The sequence below is a fragment of the Oceanobacillus sojae genome, from assembly GCF_007991515.1.
In the GTDB taxonomy this organism is placed as follows: Bacteria; Bacillota; Bacilli; order Bacillales; family Amphibacillaceae; genus Oceanobacillus; species Oceanobacillus sojae.
The window spans coordinates 25,717-51,501 of record NZ_BJYM01000016.1 but is presented as its reverse complement, the minus strand read 5'-3'; the positions used below and the strand labels follow the sequence as shown (position 1 = coordinate 51,501).

General features: G+C 38.1%; 23 protein-coding genes. 9 read left to right on the top strand and 14 right to left on the bottom strand.

Translation table 11 applies throughout. From position 1 onward, the window contains the following. A complete protein-coding gene (csaA, locus tag OSO01_RS17500; RefSeq protein ID WP_147211734.1) occupies positions 1–333 on the bottom strand; it encodes a chaperone CsaA in 333 nt (110 codons plus the stop codon). 231 nt (positions 334–564) lie between these two features. Here csaA and OSO01_RS17495 point away from each other — a divergent pair, with 231 nt between their 5' ends. From OSO01_RS17495 to OSO01_RS17470, 6 genes are all read left to right on the top strand, one after another. Further along, entirely contained in the window at positions 565–1,272 is a 708-nt protein-coding gene (locus OSO01_RS17495; RefSeq protein WP_147211733.1) for an ABC transporter ATP-binding protein, read from the top strand. Then, entirely contained in the window at positions 1,269–2,516 is a 1,248-nt protein-coding gene (locus OSO01_RS17490; protein WP_147211732.1) for an ABC transporter permease, read from the top strand. Before OSO01_RS17495 ends, OSO01_RS17490 begins: the two co-directional genes overlap by 4 nt. Before the next feature lie 70 nt (positions 2,517–2,586). Beyond that, entirely contained in the window at positions 2,587–3,264 is a 678-nt protein-coding gene (locus OSO01_RS17485) for a response regulator transcription factor (RefSeq protein WP_147211731.1), read from the top strand. Further along, the gene (locus OSO01_RS17480; protein ID WP_307725854.1) at positions 3,261–4,652 is read left to right on the top strand and encodes a sensor histidine kinase; all 1,392 of its coding nucleotides are present in this window, start codon (positions 3,261–3,263) and stop codon (positions 4,650–4,652) included. Before OSO01_RS17485 ends, OSO01_RS17480 begins: the two co-directional genes overlap by 4 nt. A 324-nt stretch (positions 4,653–4,976) precedes the next feature. Then, positions 4,977–6,026, top strand: coding sequence for an ABC transporter permease (locus OSO01_RS17475; RefSeq protein ID WP_147211730.1), 1,050 nt, complete (start codon positions 4,977–4,979; stop codon positions 6,024–6,026). A gap of 1 nt (position 6,027) precedes the next feature. Continuing rightward, complete coding sequence (locus tag OSO01_RS17470) at positions 6,028–6,720, top strand: ABC transporter ATP-binding protein (protein WP_077602459.1); 693 nt, start codon at positions 6,028–6,030, stop codon at positions 6,718–6,720. Positions 6,721–6,824: 104 nt separating this feature from the next. Here OSO01_RS17470 and OSO01_RS17465 read toward each other — a convergent pair whose 3' ends face one another. The 3 genes from OSO01_RS17465 to OSO01_RS17455 are packed head-to-tail and all read right to left on the bottom strand — an operon-like array spanning position 6,825 to position 10,321. Continuing rightward, complete coding sequence (locus OSO01_RS17465; protein ID WP_147211729.1) at positions 6,825–8,231, bottom strand: PTS transporter subunit EIIC; 1,407 nt, start codon at positions 8,229–8,231, stop codon at positions 6,825–6,827. Beyond that, positions 8,228–8,980 (bottom strand): chitin disaccharide deacetylase, encoded by a 753-nt coding sequence (chbG, locus tag OSO01_RS17460; protein WP_147211728.1) that lies wholly within the window; start codon positions 8,978–8,980, stop codon positions 8,228–8,230. The genes OSO01_RS17465 and chbG overlap by 4 nt, the downstream gene beginning before the upstream one ends. A 12-nt stretch (positions 8,981–8,992) precedes the next feature. Further along, complete coding sequence (locus OSO01_RS17455; RefSeq protein ID WP_077602462.1) at positions 8,993–10,321, bottom strand: 6-phospho-alpha-glucosidase; 1,329 nt, start codon at positions 10,319–10,321, stop codon at positions 8,993–8,995. A gap of 151 nt (positions 10,322–10,472) precedes the next feature. Between OSO01_RS17455 and OSO01_RS17450 the strand changes: the two genes are divergently transcribed. Then, positions 10,473–11,186: a GntR family transcriptional regulator gene (locus OSO01_RS17450; protein WP_077602463.1), complete on the top strand. Its 714-nt coding sequence runs from the start codon at positions 10,473–10,475 to the stop codon at positions 11,184–11,186. 137 nt (positions 11,187–11,323) lie between these two features. Here OSO01_RS17450 and OSO01_RS17445 read toward each other — a convergent pair whose 3' ends face one another. Beyond that, a complete protein-coding gene (locus OSO01_RS17445) occupies positions 11,324–12,046 on the bottom strand; it encodes a GntR family transcriptional regulator (RefSeq protein WP_147211727.1) in 723 nt (240 codons plus the stop codon). A 233-nt stretch (positions 12,047–12,279) separates the two neighbouring features. Between OSO01_RS17445 and OSO01_RS17440 the strand changes: the two genes are divergently transcribed. Continuing rightward, the gene (locus OSO01_RS17440; protein ID WP_147211726.1) at positions 12,280–13,722 is read left to right on the top strand and encodes a processed acidic surface protein; all 1,443 of its coding nucleotides are present in this window, start codon (positions 12,280–12,282) and stop codon (positions 13,720–13,722) included. 125 nt (positions 13,723–13,847) lie between these two features. After that, entirely contained in the window at positions 13,848–14,225 is a 378-nt protein-coding gene (locus OSO01_RS17435) for a DUF488 domain-containing protein (RefSeq protein WP_147211725.1), read from the top strand. Between the two features lie 50 nt (positions 14,226–14,275). Here the strand turns inward: OSO01_RS17435 and OSO01_RS17430 are convergent, their stop codons facing one another. The 9 genes from OSO01_RS17430 to OSO01_RS17390 all read right to left on the bottom strand — a co-directional run bounded on the left by OSO01_RS17430 (position 14,276) and on the right by OSO01_RS17390 (position 25,773). After that, positions 14,276–14,983: a GntR family transcriptional regulator gene (locus tag OSO01_RS17430; protein WP_147211724.1), complete on the bottom strand. Its 708-nt coding sequence runs from the start codon at positions 14,981–14,983 to the stop codon at positions 14,276–14,278. A 292-nt stretch (positions 14,984–15,275) separates the two neighbouring features. Continuing rightward, on the bottom strand, positions 15,276–16,397 hold the full coding sequence (locus OSO01_RS17425; protein ID WP_147211723.1) for an amidohydrolase/deacetylase family metallohydrolase: 1,122 nt from the start codon (positions 16,395–16,397) through the stop codon (positions 15,276–15,278). 50 nt (positions 16,398–16,447) lie between these two features. Next, positions 16,448–17,062: a YesL family protein gene (locus OSO01_RS17420; protein WP_147211815.1), complete on the bottom strand. Its 615-nt coding sequence runs from the start codon at positions 17,060–17,062 to the stop codon at positions 16,448–16,450. A 47-nt stretch (positions 17,063–17,109) separates the two neighbouring features. Then, positions 17,110–18,006: a carbohydrate ABC transporter permease gene (locus OSO01_RS17415; RefSeq protein WP_147211722.1), complete on the bottom strand. Its 897-nt coding sequence runs from the start codon at positions 18,004–18,006 to the stop codon at positions 17,110–17,112. Positions 18,007–18,021: 15 nt separating this feature from the next. Further along, positions 18,022–18,957, bottom strand: a complete 936-nt coding sequence (locus OSO01_RS17410) for an ABC transporter permease (RefSeq protein ID WP_147211721.1) — start codon at positions 18,955–18,957, stop codon at positions 18,022–18,024. A 364-nt stretch (positions 18,958–19,321) separates the two neighbouring features. Beyond that, positions 19,322–20,944 carry an extracellular solute-binding protein gene (locus OSO01_RS17405; protein ID WP_246145201.1) on the bottom strand — a complete coding sequence of 541 codons (1,623 nt, stop codon included), beginning with the start codon at positions 20,942–20,944 and terminating at the stop codon, positions 19,322–19,324. 323 nt (positions 20,945–21,267) lie between these two features. Then, on the bottom strand, positions 21,268–22,281 hold the full coding sequence (locus OSO01_RS17400; protein ID WP_147211720.1) for a lactonase family protein: 1,014 nt from the start codon (positions 22,279–22,281) through the stop codon (positions 21,268–21,270). Between the two features lie 55 nt (positions 22,282–22,336). After that, positions 22,337–24,244, bottom strand: coding sequence for a beta-N-acetylhexosaminidase (locus OSO01_RS17395; protein WP_147211719.1), 1,908 nt, complete (start codon positions 24,242–24,244; stop codon positions 22,337–22,339). Between the two features lie 281 nt (positions 24,245–24,525). Continuing rightward, entirely contained in the window at positions 24,526–25,773 is a 1,248-nt protein-coding gene (locus OSO01_RS17390; protein ID WP_147211718.1) for an oligosaccharide MFS transporter, read from the bottom strand. Between the last annotated feature and the right edge of the window lie 12 nt (positions 25,774–25,785).

Below are 25,785 nucleotides of genomic sequence, written 5' to 3'. Positions count from 1 at the left end.
TCACGAAATTTTCGTGCCATTCGCCACTTGTTCATCTGGACCAAGTAAAACTACATCCCCCTCTCCCTCTACTCCACCAACGACAAGTACCTCTGATTTAAATCCGGCAATTCTGCGCGGCGGAAAATTAACGACTGCAACAATCTGGCGTCCTATCAAACCCTCAGGTGTATAGCGTTTGGTAATTTGTGCCGAGGATTGTTTTTCACCAATCTCTTCTCCAAAATCAATACGTAATTTAATCGCAGGGACACGTGCCTTTTCGAGCGGTTCTGCGTGTAATACAGTACCTACACGTAAATCAATCTTTAAAAAATCCTCAAACGTTGCCATTCCATAAACCTCCTTATGCAGCAATTTTCAAATTGTTTATATTATATCTATCTTAATGGAGAAGCATACCTGAAAGCAATCAAATAAAGTCAAGTTAATACAATTGCTGCGGTAAATGAAAGTAGCTTTTAAGGTCTTTGTATCTTATTATAACGAAACTTTTCCGCCTGATTATCGTATATCTAATATACATAAATGCAAATATATCCTATAACTCATGGAGGGGATTACATGCTGCAGGTACATATCGATTCGGCAGGATATCAGCAAAAAGAACTTTACTTAAAAAATATTAGTTTCATTATTAATCCCGGCGAAATCGTCGGTCTTATCGGAGCAAACGGTGCCGGGAAAAGTACGACTATTAAATCTATTATCGGCACTATCGAGCACTTTCATGGAAGTATTGAATTAGAAGATGGCAAACAGCTGGCTTATATTCCTGAAGAACCCATTCTCTATGATCGCCTTACACTTTGGGAGCATCTGCGGCTTGCTGCGACGTCTTATGAAATGTCGCAGGATATCTGGGAGCCCCGGGCAAAGGATCTCCTTAAAAAATTCTCCCTTACCGGTAAAGAGCATGAGCTGCCAATCCATTTTTCCAAAGGAATGCGACAAAAAACATTGATTTGTCTCAGCTTTATGACAGAAGCGGATATTTATATCATTGATGAGCCCTTTATCGGTTTAGATCCTATCGCAACAAAACATCTGATCAACCTGATCTATCAGGAAAAAGAGCGTGGTGCCGCCTTGTTAATGTCTACGCATGTACTGGATTCTGCGGAGAAGCTATGCGACCGATTTATTCTTTTAAATGAGGGGCATACTGTCTTCCAAGGGGCCTTACAGGAGCTTCGGACAGAAACAAGTCAACCTGATGACACTTCCCTGTTAGACTGTTTTTATGAATTGCTGGAGGAGGATTCATCATGAACAAAACCGCACGCACTTTGTTCTTTAAACGGCTCCAGTCAGATTATCAGAATTTATGGAAAGCCAGTAAACTTGTACTGGATTGGACATTATTTATCTATTTATTAATTCCCGGCATCGCTATTGGTGTATTTTTCTACATGGAGTGGCTAGAGGACATACCTTTTATTTTAAACCTGATTGGCTGGAATGGCTGGATGATTCTTTTGGGGATAAGCTTTTTCTTACATAATATAAGGTTATTCACTTACCTGGCAGATCAGCTTTTCCTAAGCAGAAATATTCCCTTATTGCGGCGCATTTCCCAGTCCGGCATCATCTATTCAATCTGCATAATGTTATTTACTGCAACACTGCTATTTCTAGTTATTGTACCTTTTCTAAGTAAAATATTCTCTTTATCTCTTCTATCCTCAGGCTACCTGTGGGTTTATTATCTCTCGGGCGTAAGTTTGATTACATTGTGGAAAAAGTATGCGCAGATTCATATTTCATCTTTTATTTTAAGCACTCTATCTTATATTACCGTTCTCGCGCTGTGGATAAGTCTCTCACAGGTTATCATATCCTATTTCCTTCTGTGGATACTGTGGGTAATTATTAGTTTTATAACGATTATAATCCTGGCTAATAAGCTCTCTTATAATGGAATGCATTTTTTAAAAATTGCTGAAATGGATGAACATGCAAGAGGTATATTGGTCAATCTATTGCTTACAAATGTGAAACAGCAAGGCTACAAGCTTCCTTCTTCAAAGCCGGTATGGCTCTGGAAGAACTCACAGGTTATGTTCCAAAAGCAAAGCAGCGCGATGATTTTTACAGATGCCTATTTTAAATCTTTCTTCCGCAATCTGCCTGTGCTGATGCCGCTTGTCCAGCTCACAGCGCTTCTCATTGCGGTACTGATATTATCCGCACCGTACTGGACCAGCTATCTTTTTTGGCTTGCTTCGATTTATATCATTGTGGATATTACAAAAAACGGCTGGCTTGGCTTCAGGTTTAATTCCTTTATCGAGCTTTTCTCTTGGAAGGAGCCAATGCTGCGAAGTTCCTTAGAAACAAGCGTCCTGCGTTTAAGCTCACCTATTCTTTTGGTTATCGGGCTCCTCTTCGGGTTCTTGAAATTTGGACTTTTAGGAATGCTGATTTTCTCTATTATCAGTGTACTGCTGGGAATAGGACTGATTTATTGGCATATTCGTTATGTACCTGTGAATAAGATAAAATCAATCGAATAATTTGGCAGCTTCCTTTGATTTGCAGTAAGCTTAGGACAAGCAATATTTAATGTGAATGGAGATTACCCACATGCAAAGTATATTAATTGTTGACGATGATACCCATATCCTTCAGCTTGTCCGTATTCAGCTGGAGAAGGAAGGCTTTCTCGTTTCCGAAGCAAAGGATGGTACGGAGGCACTAGCCATATTAAAAAAAGCACATTGCGATTTAGCTGTTGTAGATGTGATGATGCCATTTATGGATGGTTTTCAGCTGACTAAAGAAATTCGCAAACAATATGATATTCCAATTATAATACTCACAGCCAAAGGCCAAATTGAGGATAAGGAAGAAGGCTTTCTTGCAGGAACAGATGATTATTTAGTAAAACCATTTGAACCTCGTGAACTGATTTTCCGTGTCCAGGCATTGCTGCGCCGCTATCAGCAGGAAAACAGTACACACACTATACAATTTGGAGATACAGAAATCAATCTGAATAATTATGAAGTAAAGCTTGGGGATAAAACACTTTTACTTCCCTTGAAGGAGTTTGAATTATTGGCACTATTGGCAACTTATCCACAGCATGTGTTTTCACGAACACAGCTGATTGAAAAAATATGGGGGATAGACTACGAAGGAGATGAGCGGACAGTGGACGTGCATATTAAACGACTGAGGCAGCGCTTTTCCACTCTAAATTCTTCATTTTCCATTAAAACAGTCCGCGGAGTCGGCTACTGTCTGGAGCCGGCAGAATGATGCGATCACTTTATGCTAAATTCGCTGCTGTCACAATCGGTATCATGTTTCTTAGCGGTGTTATTGCCTTCTTCATATCAAACACCTACTATCAGTATTCTCTCAAGCCTCAAAATGACGAAAAAAATACGATAATCGCTTTGGATATGGCTGCTTTTATTGAAAACAATCAAGAAATAGCAATTACTGACTACTTAACAAACATGGCAGATATCGGTTATCAACTGTACCTTGTGGATAAAAACGGGCAAGAACAGTTGTTTGGAGCAGCATTCCGGGAAAACAACTTAACAAATGCTGAAATACAAAAGGTATTAGATGGAGATATTTTTCATGGAATGGTTCATTTCCCCAGAAAAACCTTTGTAACAGGCTTTTTTGCAAATGAATTAAAAAATTCCATTGGCGTACCCATTACTTATCAGGGTGAATCCTATGCTTTATTTATCCGGCCGGATATCAAATTGCTGTTTAACGAGATGCATTTATTGTTTGGTGTGCTTTTTGCTTTAACAATTATTTTAAGTATTTTATTTGTTCTCTTAAGCACAAACTATCTTGTCAAGCCTATTTCCCGGCTGAGCACTGCAACAAAACAGCTGGCTAAAGGGAATTTTCAAGTCAACACTATTCAAACGAAGCGAAAAGATGAATTAGGAGAGTTATCCACAAGCTTCTCGCAAATGGCGGAGCAAATTGAGAAAAATGACCGGCTGCGCAAAGAATTTGTTTCAAATATTTCACATGATATCCAATCTCCATTATCAAATATTAAAGGGTATACAAATTTACTCAGTGATAAAGGAATTTCAGAAGAAGAAAAGAATCAGTATACCTCAATTATTAATGAAGAGATTAGCCGACTGTCCATTATGACAGATCAGCTTCTGCTCCTCTCTTCCCTTGACCAGAATCAACATATTGTGAAAAAGAAACACTTTAATATCAGCAGCCAGCTAAAAAGCTTACTAACGAGCTATCAATGGCTGGTTCAGGAAAAAGAAATTATGCTGAGCTATACACTTCCTGACTTGGAAATTGACGCTGATCCTTCCCTGCTAAATACGGTTTGGGATAACCTGCTGTCCAATGCCTTAAAATACAATCAGCCAGGCGGCAGCATTGACATCCAGCTCACTTACACTGAGGAGCACTGCTCTATTTCTTTTGAAGACACAGGGATCGGCATATCCAAAGAAGAGGCAGAACGTATATTTGACCGTTTTTACCGGGCAGATGCTTCCCGTACTAGAAGTGTAAAGGGAACTGGATTGGGATTATCTATTGTGGCAACGATTGTAGAATTGCATGGCGGTACGGTCAGCGTTCAGGCTAATGAAGCAGCTGGTACTACTTTTACGGTGAAATTGCCTCTAAAGGAAAATTAATATGTGTTGATACAGCATCTGACTATTTGTGGTTAGATGCTTTTTTCTTTGTTTTTCTAAGGCATGAATACTGGTTAAGAGTATGATTTACAATCCAGGTTCTGATAATTTCAAATTCGTGTTCATAGCTCTTTATCCACAGTTTATTCACACCATCCATTGTTACGCCCTTTGATAGAAGTCAATTATGAAGCTTCAGTCAACGAGCTGAAGTTTTACAGATACTTCTCTATAAAATCTCATTTGAAATTTTCTGTTCATACTGCGTTCATATTCCCCTTATATACTTCTTAGTATACGAAAGATACAGGAGGTTTAAGCAAGATGAAAATGGCATGGAAGGAAATGAAGAAAAACAAATTACGTTATACCATACTAGGCTCGATTGTTTTCCTGATCAGCTTATTAACTTTTATTATATCCGGACTGACAAATGGACTCTCACAGGATAATGCTTCCCTGATTAAAAATTTACCGGATGGAACATTTTATATGGAGGAGGAAGCGGATGAAACCTACAGCTTCTCCAGCCTTTCAGAAGAACAGCAGCAGGAAATAACAGAAGCACAGCCTGAAGCAGCTTTCTTCTCGATTCAAATGGGAAATTTTATCGACACCTCTGATAAACAGCGCAGCGTTGCTTATATAGCAGCCACAAACAGCTCATATTACCCACAGGTTAACTTTGGAGAAGTTATTTTAGATGCATCGCTTGAAGAAGAAGGAATTGCGGTTGGTGACGAGATCACTAATGAACAATGGGATCAGCCTTTAACGGTAGCAGGGTTTGTCAATCATGAAAAATTCAGCCACTCAGCGGCGGCCTTTATCAATCCGGATGATTTTCAAGCTTTGTTCCATACAGACACTATGCAAATTGCATTCGTTGCTGACTCAGTGGCGCAAAATTCAAATGAAGCAACTGCCTTTAAAGAGCTGCAGGCCTTTTCAAATAGTGAATTTTTAAACACAATCCCAAGCTACAGTGCAGAACAGCTGTCATTGAATATGATTGTTATCTTTCTGCTCGTTATCAGCGGCATGCTATTTGCCATCTTTTTCTATATGATTAATGTGCAAAAGCTTGGTATTTACGGCATTTTAAAGGCAATTGGAGTTAAAACAGGAAAGCTGTTTCAAATGATGTGGGCGCAGATGTTTATCATCTCTGTTATCTCACTAATTTTGTCTGCCTTAATCAGTCAAGCTTTCCAATTATTAGCACCAGGCGGGATGCCTTTTCACTTAACCTGGCCGGCAACAGGACAGCTCTCTCTTGTTTTTATCATCATCGGATTTATCGGCGCAACGTTATCCGGTATTCAAATCAAGCGTGTAGAACCAATGCAGGCTATACAGCAGGGAGAGATGTAAAATGAGTTTATTTACGATGAAGAATGTCCGAAAAACATTTGCTCATGGAGAGGTTAAAGAAGAAATATTAAAAGGGATTGATGTCACACTGCCTGAGGGAAAAATTACTGCCTTAACAGGAGCTTCCGGATCCGGTAAGAGCACATTACTCACCATTGCCGCAGGATTACAGACAGCTTCCGATGGACAGATTTCCTTCGAGCAGCAGGAGCTGACATCTATGCGGAGCGAGGAACTGCGTCAAATTCGGGCAAAGCAGTTTGGTTTTATTTTTCAATTCGCACACTTAGTACCTTTTTTAACCGTAGAGGAACAGCTGGCTTTAATGCTGGAGACTGCCGAATCCTCCCTTTCCAAGCAAGAACAGAAAAAGGAAATTAGACAGGTTTTAGAGCTTGTTGATATGTGGAAACGAAAAAACGCTTATCCGCCCTCATTATCTGGAGGCGAGAAGCAGCGCGTTGCAGTGGCAAGAGCAATCATTCACAGTCCCAAGGTGCTTTTTGCAGATGAGCCTACAGCCAGTCTTGATTCAAAACGCTCTCAGGAAGTGATGAGGCTAATTCAGAGACTTTCCAAAGAGCGGCATATTACAGTTTTAATGGTCACACATGATATGGATATGCTGGATTACGTGGATCATGTGATTGAAATGCGTGACGGGAAAATCATACAGGAAGACAGCATCCATTAATACTATTTATTTTGATAATAAAAATATCTATCCATGCATGATAGCAGAGAGCTATGTCCCCTCTATGCAAATATCGGGGCTTCACTCTCTGCTGTTTAACTCTGCTAGTCTTTTTCCACGATTTTCTTGAATTCTCCGAGTACACTTCCAGCAGCAGGCCCAATAATAATTTGAACATGTTGATTATCAATTTTCACAACACCGTGTGCCCCTGTCTGCTTAATTTTATCCTTATTAACCAGATCTGCATCCTTTACTACCAACCGTAACCGTGTCATGCAATTTTCATAGTCAACCAGATTATCTATACCACCAATATTTTCAAGAATCTTCTTTGCCATATACTCATGCTTTCCATGGCTTAGTTCCAAATCTTTCTCTGCTTCTGTAGATTCTTCGCTAAACTCCGCATCGTCCTCACGACCAATAACCTTAATATTTTTCCTCACAATAATTGTATAGAAAGTAAAGTAATAAAGTGCAGCAAAAGCGAGTCCTACTGGAATAATATAAATCCCATAATCAGATATACCAAGGTTCAATGCATAATCAATCGCGCTCCCGCCCCATGAGAAACCGTGCCGGATATGAAGTAAATATAACGTTGCACCTGCTAAACCTGTATAAATAGAATGAATAAAATAGAGCAATGGAGATGTGAAAATAAATGTAAATTCTACCGGTTCTGTGATCCCCGCTACGCTGGATGTTAATGCTCCGGAGCTCATCAGGGCTTTCGTTTCCGCTTTTTTCTTTTTATGTGCAGCTCTAGTAATTGCTAACGCTATGGCCGGAACACCGAAAATAATAGTGACAAAGAAACCGCCCAGGAAATATCCTGCTGTCGGATCTCCATTTAGAAAACGGGTGATCTCTCCTGTCACTACCTCACCTGATTCTGTAGTATAGCTCCCCAGACCAAAATAAATATACGTATTCAGCACATGATGTAAACCAAAAGGAAGTAAAAATCGGTTTAAGAAGCCAAAAATAAAGATTCCTAAAGCTCCCAAACCAACTAGCGTCTGCGCGAAAGAATCAATCCCCATCTGCGCGTAAGGCCATACTAAAGAGAATAACCCTGAAACCGGAATCATAATTAGAATAATCATCGTAATTGGTAATTTTTCTTCCCCAAAGAAGGAGAGCATAGATGGCAGCTTTGTATTTTTAAATTGGTTATATACAGCCGCAGCAATCAGGCCGGAGATGACACCGCCAAAAACTCCCATATCCAAATCCGGATTCATGATCCGCAATCCTTCATTCAAAACAGTAATGGCCAAAAAGCCAGTTAAAGCCGGGATTCCTCTATCCTTTGTTTTAGCAAGCCCGATAGCAATTCCAATTGCTATCAGTACCGCCATCTGTGAAAAAATGACCCCTGCTGCCTGGAACAGTGGAATGTCCAGTAAATCCGGAGCACTTAATCGGAATAGAATTCCCGCTATCGGCATGGTAACAATAGGAATAAGCATAGACTTCCCTAGTTTTTGCATAAATCGTTTCATGAGACTTCATCTCCCTCATTTAATTGGTGGAAGCTGATTAATTCAAAAACTTTTCCATCTCTGAGCTTTGCAGTAGTATCTTGATGTGTCAGCATGTACAACTCTTCGATACGCGGCATAACATAGGAAGATCCTTCCATAATATGCTTATCTAAATAAGCTGGATGACACATAATTTCAATTGTATTGGCGTCTCGGTACAACTCTTCTAATTCCTTTTCTGATTTCAATAGAACTTCCGGGTTATATTCAAAACTGTCAGTGGTACGTATTTGACTTCCATTTTCTTGTTCAAAATTGTTACGAACCGGCAATTTATATTCCTTTGCCAGCTGGATAAAAGTTGGTAAAATTCCTGGCAGCGCATTAACGTGATGATGACTGTCCAAATGTGAAGGCCTCAATCCTGATGCCAGGAATGCTTCTATTTGTGCTTTCCATTCTCGATACAATTCTTCTTCATCTACATGAAATAATTTTTGATAATGATGCAGCTTTTTAAAATTACCATCAGGATCCACCAGAGTATAATGGTTATCCAGCAACGGTCTTCCACAGGTTAACGTTAAATGAATTCCTATTCCTAAATCTGAATATTCCCTTCCTAATGTATAGGCGTGATCTGCCCCAGGCATATTTGTCATCAAAGTAGTCGATGTCAGGATACCTTGCGTATGCGCATCTATAATTCCATAATTTACTGCTCTTGAATATCCAAAATCATCTGCATTAATAATCAGCCGTTTCATTTACCTCTCCCCCTATTTTTGTAATTCCGGCCAGTAACCTTCGTTCGCCTGTATTAAATCATCCAGAATTGCTTTCGCCTTATCTGTATCAACTACAGTTCTATTCAACGTTAATGCTTGTAGGAGCTTGTGATAACTTCTTTCAAAATAGGCGTCCGCCACCAATTGCTCATAGGCTAACTGCGCTTCAATCAATCCTTTATAGAAAATCGGGATTTCTCCTATTGCCAATGGTTTAGGACCATTAACTGTCAATAGAGCTGGCACCTCAACCATTGCTTCTTTTGGTAAATTAGCAATCACCCCATTATTTTCTACCATCACAATATAGAGCTCTTTATGGTTGTAAACAAAGGAGGCAGCAGCCCTCACCATGTACACACCATGAATATCGCTTTCCAAAATAACATTTTCTGTCGACTTATCTTTACAAATCTGCCGACATGTCTCATGTACACGTTTTTCCCTTCCGTTTATCACCTGCCTTGCTCTCGTGTTATTAATTGACTCCTTTTCTGCTAATTCCTCTGGATATAAATAATACTGTAGATATGTGTTTGGCAAATATTCTGGAAAATCCAGCAACATATTACGCGCTTGTTCAAATGTTTTTTTCCAGGAAACATCATTGGCAATCTCTGAATCAGTAGGTACAAACCCTTCATGTATAATTTTCTCTTTGATTCGATTTGTTAAATCATTACCCTGCAGATCTTCCAATTTTGTAAACCATCCAAAATGGTTGAGTCCAAAATATTCCGGAACCAGATCCCACACATCCATATCTAATAAAGAAGCATAGCTATGCATAATTGCAATCGGCATATCACAAATATTGACCAATTTATAGTCATCAGGAAACACTCTACGCAATGCTTCTGCTACAATAGCTGCCGGATTTGTATAATTTAAAATCCATGCGTCCTTTGCGTAGAAGCGTATATCATTAACGAGTTGAATCATATCTTTAATCGAGCGGAATCCATATGCCATGCCACCGGGACCACAAGTTTCCTGACCAACCACTCCATGACGCAACGGAATCTGTTCGTCCAGTTCCCGCATTTTGAGGCCTCCTGTCCGGATTTGTACAAATACCACATCAGCTTTCTGAAAAGCTGTCTTCTTATCTGTAGTACAGTCGAAATGCTCCAGCTCCGGATATTGTTCTTTTAGAATGATTTCTGCTGCTTCAGCAATTTGCGTCTGCCTCTTTTCATCATTATCGAAAAAAATAATACTTCTTAGCGGAAAATTGTCTTTCTCAGAAATAAGACTCTTGATCATACCAAGTGTATATGTGCTTCCGCCACCAGCTATCACTAAGTTTTTTCGCTCCATAATTGAAACCCCTTTCAATATTTTAATACAAATTTAACACTAATTTATATAAAAATCAATACCTTTTTAATACAAAAGTAATACAAGCTATGAAAATAAATAGAAGCATGATAAACTTGTTCTAATCATTAGATAAGTAGAGAGGATCATTATGCTAAATAATTCTTTGCCTTTATATAAACAAATCGCAAATAAAATTAAAGAAGATATTATTGCTGCATCGATGAACAAAGGGGATGCTATTCCTTCTGAGCTGAAGTTATCGAAAATGTATGATGTCAGCAGAGTTACTATACGTCAAGCTATTAAACTGTTAATCAATGAGGGATTGCTCTACAGCGTGCAGGGAAGCGGTACATATATTGGTCATGAACGAATTGACCATAACATTCTGCAATTGCAGGGTTTTACTGAGGAAATGGATAATCTGCAGCATGATTCAAAAAATGAAGTTTTGGAGTTCCAGCTCATGACTGCTCCAGACGAGGTCAGAAAAATACTTGAACTAGAAAAAGAAGCGAAAGTGTATTATATTAAACGACTGCGTCAGGCAGATAATGAGCCATTACTGGTAGAAGAATCTTATCTTCCTTCAAAGTTGTTTCCTGATCTGTCTATTAATGTGATGGAAAAATCAAAATATCAATATATCGAACAAAAAGGCTTTCAGATTGATAAGCGCTATGGGGAGCTTATTCCAATACTTCCCACTTCAGAGTTAAAGTCGCTTTTGCAGCTGACCGAAGATACACCGCTTCTTTATCTAAAAGCTTTCACCACGTTTAAAAACGGACAAAGATTCGAATTTTCAAATGTTTATTATCATCCTCAAAAATATAATTTTAAATTTATTTCTTCCAAGTAAATTATATTTCCCAAAAAAGAACGGCAGTGAATGTATATAGACTATCCACTACCGTTCTTTTTCATTAAATAAAACTTGAATCCCTTTCCACCACTCTATATCATGGAAAAAGGATTGTCTGTTTTATATAAATATATCTATTCTTTCACACTATACTCTCTGACTACCTTCATTATTTCCTCATCTACCCAAAGAGCTTCCACCTGATTTTGTACATCATGAAAATTCCTCTCAAAAGCTAAATCCACCATTTTCTTTTCCTTTTTATCAATGGCTTCCACAATCAGCCCATGATTATAGAGAATACGTTCAAAATCTTTTTCATTGGTCATCATCCGGTAACGCATCGATAAAATAATAAGACATTCTAAGACGGGCTTTAAATTATTCCACAGCATCTTAATATGGTGATGATCAATTGATTGAATAATTGTTTCATGGAATTCAATATCCAGGAAGGAAAACTGGTCAACATCCTGATATTTAATAGCAATTTTCATCATTTCTATCATTTTTTTTAGCTCTTGAACAAGATTATCCGTCTGCATCTTTAACAGACGCTCAAAGGTAAAGGACTCTATCATTAAGCGGATATCATAAATTTCTTCAATATTTTTTTCAGAGATGCCAACGACAACTGCTCCCATTCTTTCTGGCCGAACAAGATTCTCATTCGCCAGCACACGCAAAGCTTCTCTGACCGGAGAACGACTGACTTGAAATAAAGATCCCAATTGATTCTCTGAAAGAACAGTACCTGCCTTTACTTCACGAGAAATAATCCGCATTCGGAGCTCCGCAACAACTTGTTCCCCTTTTGATTCGTTCATTAGCTTCTTCTTTGGATAAAATGCTTTCATCTTGCATAGCTCCTTTATCTAATTATGAATACTTGTATACCAATATAGTGACATAACCTTCGTATTTTGTAAACGTTTGCTGCTAAAAGTTAGAAATTTTCACTTTTGATCTAAATGTTTGATATTTTTTGGATATTAATAGAAATATTCTTCAAAATAGATTGCCAGGAAGGGACTTCGAGGCTATAATTTTATCATTGAGCTAGTTATTTTAATTGAAAAGAGGAGAATGAATGAGGAAATCGGCACAAATTTTTGCATTATTCTTATTTTTGTTTGTCGTTTTACCTGGAGCTGCTGACGCACATTCAAACAGCTTCCAAAAAAGTCTGGATGTTTATTTAAAAGAAATTAGTATTGAGCGAGGCTTTACAATCACAAAAGAAGATATTGAATTCTCTCTGTCTCTCTATGATTCTTATTTAGAAGAATTTGATACAGTTGAAGATCTAAAAGAGTTCTTAGGAGACGTAATCCGTAAAGATGGAAATAATCTAAAACAGATTTATGATGATTATGATATTGACCAGGCTGCACTTGAAGCAACACTAAATGAATTTGGAGAAACTCTGGAGGATTATGTTTTCTTAGATGACCTCGAGATGAATATCGGATTTTATTTATATATATTAATTCCAAGAGACCCTGATTTTGAGCAAAAGCTGGCAGATTACTTAAAAGAAGCAACGAGTATTCGCGGTTTTCAGGTTACTCAAACTCATATCGAAAGTTCTTTAGCTCTTTATGGAAGCAATTTGAATGATTTTAAAACTATCGATGAATTATCCGATTTTTTAGGAGAAATAATCAACAAGGATTTAAGTAATGTTGATCCTTATTTCGGAATCGATCAAGAAGATATACTTAAACTTATTTCTGATAATGATTTAGATATAAACAATTATGTCTTCTTGGATGATTTATCCTACGATTTAGAAGGAGAATTCATTTGGGAAGATGATGATTTCTTTGATCTAAGCTTTTTCATGCAGGAATTCAATTTAACAGAGGACGAGCTGCTTCGACTGGAAGAACATATTCTCAGTATTCCTGACATTACAAGCGATGAAACCATTGAGAAATTGTTAAATTTAGCTGACCGAATGATGGCATTTTCTGAATTTGAAACAATTAAGGAACTAACACCGGGGCAAGTCGATGAATTAATGGCTATCTTCAGGGAATTTCTTGACGTTTTCCAATTACATGCAGAATTTGTACTTGTTACAGATCAGGGAGAAGAAAACCTTTCACTGGAGACACTATTTCATTTAACAAAGCTGGAAAATGCAGATTTAAAGGTTAATATTTACAACCTGCAGGGAGATTTTCTTGCTGATATAATTATTTCCGGAGAAATGGTAGATTCCGATACTGTTATTGATACAGGGAATGCTATTCAAAAAGAGGCCTCAAAAAAATCTGAAACGGTGGTTATTAAAAGAAATGACAAAGAAGCTCCAGATGAAAACGAAGCCTCGTCTAAAGCTGTATCACCAAAAACTGCTGAAGTGAAAGCTGAATCAGAATCACAAGCAGATTTAGAAAAGAAAAAAGAAGAAAAGCTGCCTGATACCGCTTTGAACTATGCTGAGAAAGGTATCTGGGGACTGGCATTTATTATTGCGGGCGGTGCTCTGCTGTTCTTATCAAGAAAAAGAAAGCACGAAGCATAAACCATCTATTTCCCGAAGTTTTATTTACAACGTTTTCTGAGATCTGAGAATCAATCAATAGAGTTCTGAACATGTACATGGTATATTGAAGGAAAGCACACTTGATTGGAAAGGTGGAATTATGAATGTCTATCGTACTGCAGCGTATCTATGAAAAATCGAATGAGACCGGCTATCGAGTTTTAGTTGATTTAGTCTGGCCCAGGGGAATTTCAAAAAAAGAAGCAAAGCTGGATGATTGGGCAAAAGAAGTAACACCTACGCCAGATTTAAGAAAATGGTTTAACCATGATCCTGAAAAATTTGAGGATTTTAAAAAAGCGTATAAAAAAGAATTGCTAAATGATGATGAGAAGATAAAAAAATTATCTGAGCTTCAAGAGCTGCAAAAAAAGCAACGTGTTATCTTATTGTACGCAGCCAAGGATAAGGAGCATAATCATGCTCTGATTTTAAAAGAAGTTATGGAAAGTGACTTGCCTTCCCAAAATAAAGAAAGTTAAAGCTATATTGAGAGAGAACAAAAGCGTACCTGAAATGGGTACGCTTTTGTTTATACATTAAAATTTACAATATACTTATGCAAATCCGTACGATAATAAGCAACGGAATATTCTACCAGCCTGTCACGATCATCATACGAAAAACGCTCACGCTGCAATAACGGCTGAAGTTCAATTTCCAGCATCTCGGCAATAGACGGCTCTGGAACGGACACACTGAATTCATCTTTAAACCGGAAAAAACGAATCCCCTCCTGATATAGCATATCATACAATGAATTCACAAATACATTCGGGTCGTTTGGCAAATTAATGGATGACGGGATATAATGCCTGAAATGGATATATGGCTCTTCATTTAATGTATAAAGACGCTCCACACAATATGCACCATCTCCTGCTAAAGCGCTGACCTGCGGCATGATATCCTCTACTTTGGTAACCTCGATCAGTTTTTTGCCTAATTGATAACCTTCTCCAATCAGATATTCAGAAAAACGCTGTCCTTTTGAAAGCTTAGAAACAGCTTGGTTAGCAAGTACTGTTGTACCAATACCGCTTCTCTTCTCCACATATCCTTCCTGAGCTAACTGCTCTACCGCCCTGCGAATCGTAATTTTACTTACTTCAAATTCCTTCTCCAGCTCCGGTTCTGAAGGGATTAAACTATTTTTCGGGTACTGCCCGTTGATAATTCTTTCCTTCAGTATATCCTTTACCTGCAAGTATAAAGACCCTTGTCTTAAATTTAGCTTCATTGTAATCTCTACCTTTCTGTATCCAAATCCACTGATCCATCCGATGTCAAAACTTCCGCATAGTGCTGTGTGATGCCCTTTTATAGCTAAGAGAGAATAATTATCCTATAAGCTTTAGTATAAGTATAACTAAAGTTGCCGTTCTGTAAATATTTTTTCGTATTTCTTCTTATTGTATCAGTAATCATAACTACACTAAACTTTGTAGGCAAGAGAAAAAACAAATAATTAAATATGATACCTATCCCATCACCTGAAACAGAAACTTTAAAAAGACATACGTATCTATCTTCTATACTTCATAGGAATAATGCTTCTCCAGTTCAATGTACTCCCCGCCAAGAAAAACTGCCTGCGGTTTAATCACCTGGTTTGTAATGATTTCATTTCCTAAAGAATCTATCAGTATCTTCGTCTCGTTTTCTACTGTAAAAAAAGTAAATTCTGCACAGGAACCACGATTAAAATTCCCCAGCTCAGGCTGGTTTAAAACATATGCCGGCGTTTCTGTCACTGCACGGATAATGGTTTCCAGTGAATAGCCTAATGTTAAAAATTTAGTTAATGTATCAGCCATATTGTATACCGGTCCGTTTATCTGATTTTCCTCATAAATATCTGTACTGATTGTATCAAAATGTACTCCGGCCTCCTTTGCTTTTTTTGCAATCGGAAACGAAAAGCTTGATTTTCCATGACCGACATCAAGATAGACTCCTCTTCGTACAGCTTCAGCTAGAGCAGCCTCAACCTCCCCATTGTTCTGAAAAATATGATTGGGACTTTTCCCATGATAACAGTGTGTGAGAATATCTCCTTTATTTAACAGCGATAAAATCTCATGCAGCATTGGCGGTGCACTGCCAATATGAACCATCAGCGGTTTATTTAACGTTGTACTGTACCTTGCCGCAAGCTGCAGCGGCTTTAATCCACTATCACCTATAACACTTGCACTCATTCTTGCTTTTAAGCCGATTATAAAGGATGGATAAGCATTTACAGCATTGTTTATTGCATCCCAGGAAACCTCATCTAAATTGGCTAATTCATCTATTCGTTCTAAACCAATCCGTGAAATATTCAGGAATGCAAGCACCCTTGTTCTTGCTTTTTTTGCAATTTGGTAAAATTCCTCTATCGTATTTGCACCGCTGCTCCCAGCATCAACTACAGTTGTGACACCAGTTTGATAACCAATTTTATCAGGTGAGGCGCAATAAGGCTTATACTTCGGAAAAGCGTGTGTATGTAAATCAATCCATCCGGGGGAAGCATACATTCCTTCTGCATCTAACAGCACTGGATAGAAACCTCCTGCATTTGCAACTATATCTTTTATTCGACTATTTTCTATTAAAATATCTACTTTTTGCCCATTTGTAAGTAATGCATTTTTTATCACTTGTATCATCTTCCATCCCCCTCCGCTCAATGCTATTTCTTATTTCTATATTTCTTTATTTATATTGCTGCTTCATACTTGGAAAATGTTTTAGATACTCCCCAAGTTATAAAGTAAGCAGAAAGGCTGCCACCAAAAAAGAAAAGCACTGCCGGGAATACTTGGAAGATAAAATAACCGGTCAAGCCGATACAAGCTAGTAAAAACACAGTGAGAATCGGATGGACAATAGATACAATCAGCGGCCATTTTAAATATTGCATCGCTTTCAAATCAAAATGGACATAGATTGGAAATAAATAAATTACTAGCATAGTCAATAAAGCAAAGACGATAACGATAGAAAATTGAGCCATCTGATAGACCAATGCGCTCTGTGCACCGAGAATTTGAAATTGAATTGAAAAGAAATATCCAAGCAGAAGCAGAATTATTCCAATACTGTTTGCTTTCCAAAATTCCTTACGATAAACTCCCCAAAATGTTGTAAAAACCGGAATCTCATCCTCGCCTCTCTGCCACTTGCGGACAATAGCAAACATCGCAACAGTTGCAGGCATGATTCCAAAGAAAAGAAGACCTGCAATCGTAAATAGAACCCATAATATATTCAGATAAGCAAGACGGGTTATCCAAATTGCAAATATATAATATCCACGAGCTACTTCTGCCATCATAATCTCTCCTTTTCTTTAAAAATATGGACTGGCATGACCCTGGTTTATTCCTTCACTGATCCGATCAATACACCCTTTACAAAAAAGCGCTGTAAAAACGGGTAAACAATAAGTAACGGCAGTGCTGACACAATAATAACCGCATATTTCACCAGAGAGGCCGTCTTTATTTGATCTGCAAAGGATTGAGCGCTTCCTGCAGCACTGGAAGCACTATCAGCACTTACTTCATTCAGTATGAGAATCTGCCTCAGTATGAGCTGGAGTGGAAACTTATCTTCTGACCTTAAATAAATCAGAGCGTTAAAATATTGATTCCATAATGCGACACCGTGGAACAGTGCCATAACTGCAATAATCGGCATGGATAATGGTAAAACTACTTTGAAAAATAAATAGATATCACTTGCTCCATCAATTTTAGCTGCTTCCACCAGCTGATCAGGTATTGTCTGCTGGAAGAAAGTCCTTGCAACTAAGATAGACCAGGCACCAACTACGCCAGGGATAACAATTGCCCACATAGTATCCAGCATTTGCAGATTGCGGACAACTAAATACGTAGGGATTAACCCGCCATTAAATAACATGGTGAATAATATAAACCACAGCCAGGCTTTCTTGCCCATTAATTCTTTCCGTGATAACGCATAGGCTGCCGGTAAGAGAACAAACAAGTGAACAATAACACCGACCGCTGTGTAAAGGATTGTATTTTTATATCCTATCCAAATAGCATCATTCTGAAATACACGTTGAAAGCCCTCAAATGTCACATCTACCGGCCATAACCACATCTTTCCTGTATTTACAGCATGGGGATCACTAATCGACGCACTAATCACAAATATTAGTGGATAAATAATGATTAACGTTATAAGCAGGACGAATAGAAAATTGATTCGATCAAACGCTTTATCCGACAAACTGAATTTTGACATCAGGCATCTCCTTCCCTACCATAGGCTGTTCTCACTGACTTTACGTGCAATTTGGTTTACGGTAATTAAAAGGACAATATTAATAGCTGATTCAAATAATCCTACAGCAGCAGCAAAGCTGTATTGACCTTCCAATATACCTGTCTCATACACAAAGGTCTGAATAACATCAGAAGTCTCTGAGTTTAGTGTATTCTGCATCAAGAGCACTTTTTCAAAACCAATTTGCATGAAATTCCCGATATTTAAAATAAATAGAATCACAATTGTCGGCATAATACTTGGAATATTAATTCTCAAAATTCTCTGCATGCGCGTTGCACCATCTACTTTTGCAGCTTCATGCAGTTCCGGATTTACACCTGCCAGCGCAGCCAGATAAATAATCGTACTCCATCCAAGTGTCTGCCATTGGCCTGACCATACAAAGATATGGCGGAACCAGTCTGGGCTTGTTAAAAATGGAATTGAATCTACCCCAAGTGCACGCAGAAAGTGGTTTATTAAACCCGTATTTGGATCCAGAAAAGCTACAAGCATTCCAACAACTACTACAACAGAAATAAAATGTGGTGCGTAAGTTAAAGTCTGTGTCCATTTTTTAAATGCACCATTTCTGAGTTCATTAAATGCCAGAGCTAAAATAATCGGCAGCGGGAACAATACAAGCATATACAGGTTTAAAATGATTGTATTTTTGAGCAGCCTCCAAAAATAATAGGAGCTGAAGAAACGCTCAAAATGTTCAAATCCTACCCATTCACTTCCCCAGATACCAAGTGTCGCAAAATAATCTTTAAAGGCAATCTGCACGCCGTACATCGGAATATAATGAAATATAAAAAAGTACAAAAAGACTGGCATCATGAAAAGGTAAAGCTGCCAGTTACGCTGAAAACTCTTCTTGATTGTGGCCCTTTTACCCCTTTGTATGGATTGGTCTTTTGCCATCTTTCAGTAGACCTCCTTCTTCATATGGAATACTGCAACCAGGTTATGAACATCATCGCAGCAAAATCCTGTTTTCATGTCTTATGTAACCCATACTCATGTTGTATCACATATCTGCTTTCCTATTATTTCCTTTAGAAAAACCAAGAAAATCACTTGGTCTTTAAAATACTGGTGTTCTTGCCGTGGAGAGGTCCGCTACGTGCAGTCACTTTCCGCGGGCTATCCTCAGCATTTTATACTTTTTTATTCTCTTAAAAAAGAGAGGGCATGAGATATACTGCCCTCTCGATGTGATATTTAGCGGGATGCTTTTAAGGAACACATGCTGATCTCTCACCCCGCGAAACGAATTATCTACAATTTAGTTAGATTGATAACGATCGTATGCAGCCTGGTAAACCTCCAGTAATTCTTCCATCCCCATCTGCTCAATCGTTTGGACATAGTTATCCCAGCCATCTAAATCTTCATCGCCTGTAATAAATTTGTCGCGCATTTCTTCAACATACTTGTTAATATCTTCACCTGTCGATTGAAGAATACGGTTTTCTTCATCTGTGAAAGTAAATCTTGGCCATACCTCATCAATTACCTGCGGTTCGATTTTTTCAGCGGCTGCCAATGATTGTGGTGCTGTTTCTCCACCTTGGAAGTAATCTTCTTTAATAATTCCGCTGATAGAACCAAGCCATGTTAAATCCTGGGCAATTGCTTGTTCAAATGTCATATCTCCTTCTGGATTTAAGATATGATCGCTATAAACAGCCTCTCCATCTTCCACTTCAAATGTTTCCCCTTCGACTCCCATATAGTAAAGCTCTGCACCTTCATCACCGTAGAAATAATCCATCCATCGTACAGTTGCCTCTGGATTTGGGTTATCACTCGAAATAACCAGGTTAGAAGGATCCCATACAGAGGACGAAAGCTTATTATAAGACTGGTGTCCGTCTGGACCTTCTAAAGCTGCTAAACTATTATACTGAGACCCTATTTCGTCTCCAAATAACTCAATTGGATCATAGAAAATCATACTTCCATACAGATTATCTGATGCATTTGCAAGGAATTGTCCCCACTCAATCGTAAAAATACTCTGATCAATTAATCCTTCTTCATAAAGCATATTAATATATTCCATCATTTCTCTATATTCATCTGTTGTTGCATAGTAACGGACTTGTGATTCATCATTTGGATCTAAGTCCAGGTTTGTATTTGATGGGCCATGATTCATTACTCCAAATGATCCGGAAAGCCATTGAACAAGCTCAACAATTGCTGTTCCGCCATAAGGAATTGTTGATCCATTTCCTGCTGGGTCAAGTTCTTTTACAGCTTTTAAGTATTCATAGAATTCGCCAGTTGTTTCCGGAATATCCATATCCAGCTCATTCAGCCATTCCTCATTAACCCAAGGTCTTGCACTCAGCCGTAAAGAAAGGAAATCCTCTTCAATCAATGCCGGCATAGAATAAATATTGCCATCCGGGAAAGTAATTGCTTTTTCAATTGTCGGGTCAGTTTCCATAAGTGCTTTTAAATTTGGTGCATATTCATCGATTAAGTCATTTAATGCTAAAAAAGAACCTTGGGAACCATAACGTAATAAATCTGTATTCGTCAGCTGTGCTAAAAAGAAAGCATCCGGCAGGTCTCCGCTTCCTAATGCTAAGTTTCGATTTTCCTCTAAAGCATCAGGACTAACCAGATTCCAATTCACATCAATATTTGTTAGATCTCTGTATTCATTCCAAATTAAAATATCATTCCAGTCATTGCCTTCATTCTGTGCGGGCTTGTTCGCAAAGAAGGTGAGCTCTAATTCTTCATCAACAATCGGGAATCCTTCCGCATTGACGTTATCACCGCTTGCTGCTTCTCCTTCTTTACCATCGCTGTCACCGCCATCATCATTGCTGCATGCATATAAAGCGCTTACAAAAACAAGAGTTGCTATTAAGAAAAACAATTTCTTTAACATAATGAACCCCCTTTTTAAGTAGAAAAAATGTAAAACGAGATCCCGCATAATGCGGTGGCTTCTATGTTCACCGTAAGTTGCGGCCGGCTTTAATAGAAGTTTCTTTTACAATCAGATACCTTCTATATTTCACTTTTTAATCTACCACTCCTTTTTCAAATTAATAATCTTAGATGCATATTATTTTGCTTATTCAAAATAGTATCACTATTTTATCAAAGTGTCAACATAACATTATAATGATTAAGATAAATTTTTTGTCTCTTTTTGTAGAACCAGCTCTAAACGCTTTAACATCAATTTATCAAAGGATATCTTAATAGTTATACACCAATGATGCACACAGGTTTTTGAATGATAAATGTATCATTTGTTATTGAATATGTATCGTTCTTTTGATGGAGGACTGTTATATTGTTACTATTCTGATTACAAACAAATAATTGATTATTTATCAATTGATTACTACAAAAATGTCTGGGCCATTCTCCACTTACAGGAATAGAGATCTCTTTTTCCAATCTGCCATTTTCTCTCACATGAAAAAGAGTCAATGAATCTGATCCTCTATTAGAGGTAATCACTTTACCATCAAAGTATTGAATTTCTGCACCATAATTCTTCAAATTATTTACTGTTTCAATTTCCTGAATGCACTGTATAGAAGCTGCCCGATCAACATACTGATATACCAATACACTTGATTGATATTCATTGGCAACATACAGCACTGGCATATCAGGATGAAAAGCGATATGCCTTGGTCCGGCTTTTTCTGGTATTGTAATGCTTTGGGATGGAAACAGACGCATCTGCTTTTCATCCCATTGATAAATATATAATCTACTTTCGCCAATATCTGTCATGATAACAAAAGAAGTCTTTGGAATTTGCCGGACTGTATGTATATGAGAGTCTTGATTATTTGCAGAGGTGAAATCAATATATTCCACCTCTTTCTGCAGATCTCCCTTTTCATCCAAAGCATAAACAACAACGCCGGCTCTTGAATAATTGCTGACAAATAAATAATTTCCGCAGTCACTTACCTCCGCGTAACACGGTCCACCATGCGTCGGTAAACGCCCTTCTTCTTTCAGACGATGATTTTCATCATCCAGTTCATAGCAGACCACTTCTCCATCTTCCACTTCACTGACCGCATACACCCGATTTTTTACCGGATGCTTCGCTAAAAAGGATGGATTAACAATACCGTTCCTCTCTCCCAAACGTTCAATTTCACCAGATTCAGCATGTATTTTTAACCAATGAATACATGCTGAACCACCTTCTCCATAACAGCCGACAAGCACTTCTGTATACTGATTATCCATCTGATTTCCTCCTTATTGAAATACTCATAGCTAAAATTAGAGTAATTTTGACTTTTTAATAAATTGGCAGTACATGGAAGAATACATTAGGTGAAGCCATCCGGTAATAATAACTGCACCAGCCTAAGCCGCTGGATTCCTCTACATTTGGAGAGTAATATAATCTCTCTTGCTCCAGCTCATCAATTTCATCCACATCGCCCTTTATATACTCATTGATTCGTACACAAGCTGTATCTAACCGTTGTAATAATCCTCCATAACGGATATCAATTACTTCCCAGCCAAAAGGTTTGTTTAAGCATAGCCATTGCTTTCGATGAGCAGCTTGAAGTGTCTTCACACGCTCTATTACCTCTGGTATAACTCTCCCGGCAATATCCTGCAGTTTTTCTCTATCGGCTGCATCATAAGCTGCTTTCAATTCGACACCTAAATTTCCTTTTTTCGCAAGGACCCGACAAAGCTTTTGCGGCACATCAAAGAAACCACCCGGGGTCTGCTGATTATATTGTCTGATTTCCTCCGCAAGCTGCTCATAAAACACTCCTACGTCCATCTTTTCAACATGCTTATCAAATAAGCCCAGCAGCACATCCTGCCATAATAAGAATTTAGAAGGATTGGTCTGCAATATATTCCCTTTGTCCACACCCGGCGGCTGATCCATTTTATTCAACGCCAAAAGTGCATCTGGATCAATTCCGGTACAAAACAGAGCACGTTCCTTTACATGATTTACATCTATTTCTGGATGGTAGGCATGTTCAGCATAATATTGCAGTCCATAAAGAGCATTGTATACATTGTTCTCATAGCCATCATCTCCCCAAAGTGTCACAAAAACATCTTTAATGCCCTCCTGCTTGCAGACAGTAAGTGCAGGTTCACTGGCAGTCAGGGAAATTTGATAGTTAGGGGCAAATGTATTCCACACCCACATGCCGCCAGCAAATGCCGGCGTACTGCCAAAACGCTTCAATTGCTGCAGCATCCGCTTATAATGCTCTTTATCTGCTTGAGCATACTGCCAATACATATATTGCACATTATCTGGCAGCTGATTAACAATATACTCTGGTAAGTCAGTCGTTTTGTCATAGCTGTCCCCTGTTTCGGAAGCCAGTTTTAAAAACATATCACTCCACATTACAGCATGCAGATGATATTTATCAGTTATCTCCACAATCTTATCCAAATGTGCCTTCATTAAATCAAAGCGGTTTTTAAACCCATTGATATTTAAATATCTGCCACGCCCTACCTCTTCCGCTTCATCCATGCCGATATGAATACGATTGCTCCGGAAAGGCCTTGTTGCTGCAGCAATCATACGGTCCAATAAATTATACGTATCGTCACTCTCTAATAATAAAGCCCCCCGCGTATCCTTATATTTATAAGCTGCATCCCATTTGAGAAACTCCTCTAAATGCGCCAAAGTCTGAATACAAGGAATCAGCTCTATTCCAAATTGATTTGCATAATCATCCAGCTCCCGCAGCTCCTCTTCACTATAGCGCCCGCGCATATAACCAAAATAAGGCTCTTCTTCTACTTCATATGTATCCTCCATATACAGCATGACTGCATTATGACCCATCACCGCTAATTTCCGGATAAAATCCTTTAAAGTAGACAGCTTCATTGTCATATTACGCGATAGATCAAACATAGGTCCTACACTGGAAAACTGCATCTCCTCCTGAACACTAATCTGTTTATTTCCTTTGTTTAACTCTTCTAAAACTAAACCCAGCGCTCTGAAAAAATGACATGGCTGCTGATAGGTAATTGTTCCGGCTCCTTTATCAAATTCTACGATTAACCCTTTGACATGATTATCCTGCTTGCCCGTCAGCTTTGTTCCTCCTTTTTCCGCAACAGTAAATCCATAAGCATCCTGTAATTCCTCAATTCCTGAGCGCAGATTTTCCACATCGCCCTTAAACAAAATATCCAAATGTCTTCACCCCTTCATAATATATGCTGCTCACTTTAAATCATAACGTTATAATGTATTACTTTATAAAAAAAGTTCTTCAAAGAGAACAACACTTAAATGATTTCTTTTTAATTTTGAAAACCCTTCCAAATAGTTAATTTCGCCTTTTATTCGTAAACTCCTTCTTTTTCTACAAAAAAATTTTTAATGCCAAATATTATTCCTGTGTTCTTCCGGCAGATGCATTTTTCTGCATAGAAAAAAGCAATGAACTGCGCAATCAGTTCATCGCTTTTTATTTAATCTTTTGCCATCGCAAATTCATGCTCATCTAATTTTTGTTCTTTATTATTGTTATTCAATGCAAAAATCGAGAAGATAACAAATAATACTACAATAGCACCCAGAATATAAAATGTTGTCTCATAGCTGGTCTGGTCATAAATCCAGCCAACTAATGCAGAAAAAACAATAACACCAATTTCACTCGATACCTTAAATCCAATTAGATAAACGGTTGCAGAAAGCCGTACATCAAAGTTCGCAGCGATATATTTAAACACTGCAATCAATAGGATTGGTAATTCAACTGCGTGAAGCATTTTCATAAATGAAATACCAAATCCGCCTGTGACCATTGCTGAACCAATAATACGGAATGCCATGATACTCCCTGCTAATACAAGAGAACGCTTAATTCCGACCTTGTTAACGATAAACGGTGCCAGGAATAAGAAGATGGCCTCCACAAATACTTGTGCGGAGTTTAAGATTCCATAAACTGTATTACCATCGGCCCCAGCTCCGGAGAACAAGCTTACAAAGTATACTGGGAAGAGCTGCTGGTCATACACTGTATAAATACATACTGTTCCAAACAGATATATAATTAAAAACCAGAATACCTTATTTGAAAATAAAAAGCGGATATCTTTCATAGATATATTAGAAACACTTTTTTCTTCCGTTTTGGAAACTTCCACCTTAAAAAATACGTTAATTAAAAGGAAGATAACTCCTGTTCCTGATGCAATCCAGAAATTAATATGCGGGTTAATGCTCATTAATGCTCCTGCACCGATGGCAGCAACAGCATAGCCTAAGGAACCCCACATCCGTGCTTTCCCAAATTCAAAATCGTATTTACGGCTCAGTTTTTCAGTAAAGGATTCCAAAAATCCTGCCCCGGCAATAAAGCCTGCTCCTAAATAGATAGCGCCGACCGCTGCACCAACATAAAAATTATTTAAAAGTAAAGGTTCATATACATAAACAACAAATGGGGCGATAAAAACCAGTACCACACTCTGTAACCAGACCAGATTTTTCTTCGTGCCCAACTTATCCTGCATATACCCATAAAGAATCATAAAGAATAAAGAAAAGAATGAGTTGAACGAATAAATTGTCCCTACCTGTGCGCCAGTCAATCCAAGACTGTTATTCAGCCAAATTGCATAGAAGGACCACCAGATAGACCACGTAATAAAGAAGAAAAAGAGATAACCGGATGAAAACCAATACTTACTGTTCTTTAAAAAATCCATTTCTATAAGATC

Bases quoted from the DNA above. Each gene is read 5' to 3' on its own strand.
- csaA (WP_147211734.1), bottom strand. From the start codon at position 333: ATGGCAACGTTTGAGGATTTTTTAAAGATTGATTTACGTGTAGGTACT.
- OSO01_RS17495 (WP_147211733.1), top strand. From the start codon at position 565: ATGCTGCAGGTACATATCGATTCGGCAGGATATCAGCAAAAAGAACTT.
- OSO01_RS17490 (WP_147211732.1), top strand. From the start codon at position 1,269: ATGAACAAAACCGCACGCACTTTGTTCTTTAAACGGCTCCAGTCAGAT.
- OSO01_RS17485 (WP_147211731.1), top strand. From the start codon at position 2,587: ATGCAAAGTATATTAATTGTTGACGATGATACCCATATCCTTCAGCTT.
- OSO01_RS17480 (WP_307725854.1), top strand. From the start codon at position 3,261: ATGATGCGATCACTTTATGCTAAATTCGCTGCTGTCACAATCGGTATC.
- OSO01_RS17475 (WP_147211730.1), top strand. From the start codon at position 4,977: ATGAAAATGGCATGGAAGGAAATGAAGAAAAACAAATTACGTTATACC.
- OSO01_RS17470 (WP_077602459.1), top strand. From the start codon at position 6,028: ATGAGTTTATTTACGATGAAGAATGTCCGAAAAACATTTGCTCATGGA.
- OSO01_RS17465 (WP_147211729.1), bottom strand. From the start codon at position 8,231: ATGAAACGATTTATGCAAAAACTAGGGAAGTCTATGCTTATTCCTATT.
- chbG (WP_147211728.1), bottom strand. From the start codon at position 8,980: ATGAAACGGCTGATTATTAATGCAGATGATTTTGGATATTCAAGAGCA.
- OSO01_RS17455 (WP_077602462.1), bottom strand. From the start codon at position 10,321: ATGGAGCGAAAAAACTTAGTGATAGCTGGTGGCGGAAGCACATATACA.
- OSO01_RS17450 (WP_077602463.1), top strand. From the start codon at position 10,473: ATGCTAAATAATTCTTTGCCTTTATATAAACAAATCGCAAATAAAATT.
- OSO01_RS17445 (WP_147211727.1), bottom strand. From the start codon at position 12,046: ATGAAAGCATTTTATCCAAAGAAGAAGCTAATGAACGAATCAAAAGGG.
- OSO01_RS17440 (WP_147211726.1), top strand. From the start codon at position 12,280: ATGAGGAAATCGGCACAAATTTTTGCATTATTCTTATTTTTGTTTGTC.
- OSO01_RS17435 (WP_147211725.1), top strand. From the start codon at position 13,848: ATGTCTATCGTACTGCAGCGTATCTATGAAAAATCGAATGAGACCGGC.
- OSO01_RS17430 (WP_147211724.1), bottom strand. From the start codon at position 14,983: ATGAAGCTAAATTTAAGACAAGGGTCTTTATACTTGCAGGTAAAGGAT.
- OSO01_RS17425 (WP_147211723.1), bottom strand. From the start codon at position 16,397: ATGATACAAGTGATAAAAAATGCATTACTTACAAATGGGCAAAAAGTA.
- OSO01_RS17420 (WP_147211815.1), bottom strand. From the start codon at position 17,062: ATGGCAGAAGTAGCTCGTGGATATTATATATTTGCAATTTGGATAACC.
- OSO01_RS17415 (WP_147211722.1), bottom strand. From the start codon at position 18,006: ATGTCAAAATTCAGTTTGTCGGATAAAGCGTTTGATCGAATCAATTTT.
- OSO01_RS17410 (WP_147211721.1), bottom strand. From the start codon at position 18,957: ATGGCAAAAGACCAATCCATACAAAGGGGTAAAAGGGCCACAATCAAG.
- OSO01_RS17405 (WP_246145201.1), bottom strand. From the start codon at position 20,944: ATGTTAAAGAAATTGTTTTTCTTAATAGCAACTCTTGTTTTTGTAAGC.
- OSO01_RS17400 (WP_147211720.1), bottom strand. From the start codon at position 22,281: ATGGATAATCAGTATACAGAAGTGCTTGTCGGCTGTTATGGAGAAGGT.
- OSO01_RS17390 (WP_147211718.1), bottom strand. From the start codon at position 25,773: ATGGATTTTTTAAAGAACAGTAAGTATTGGTTTTCATCCGGTTATCTC.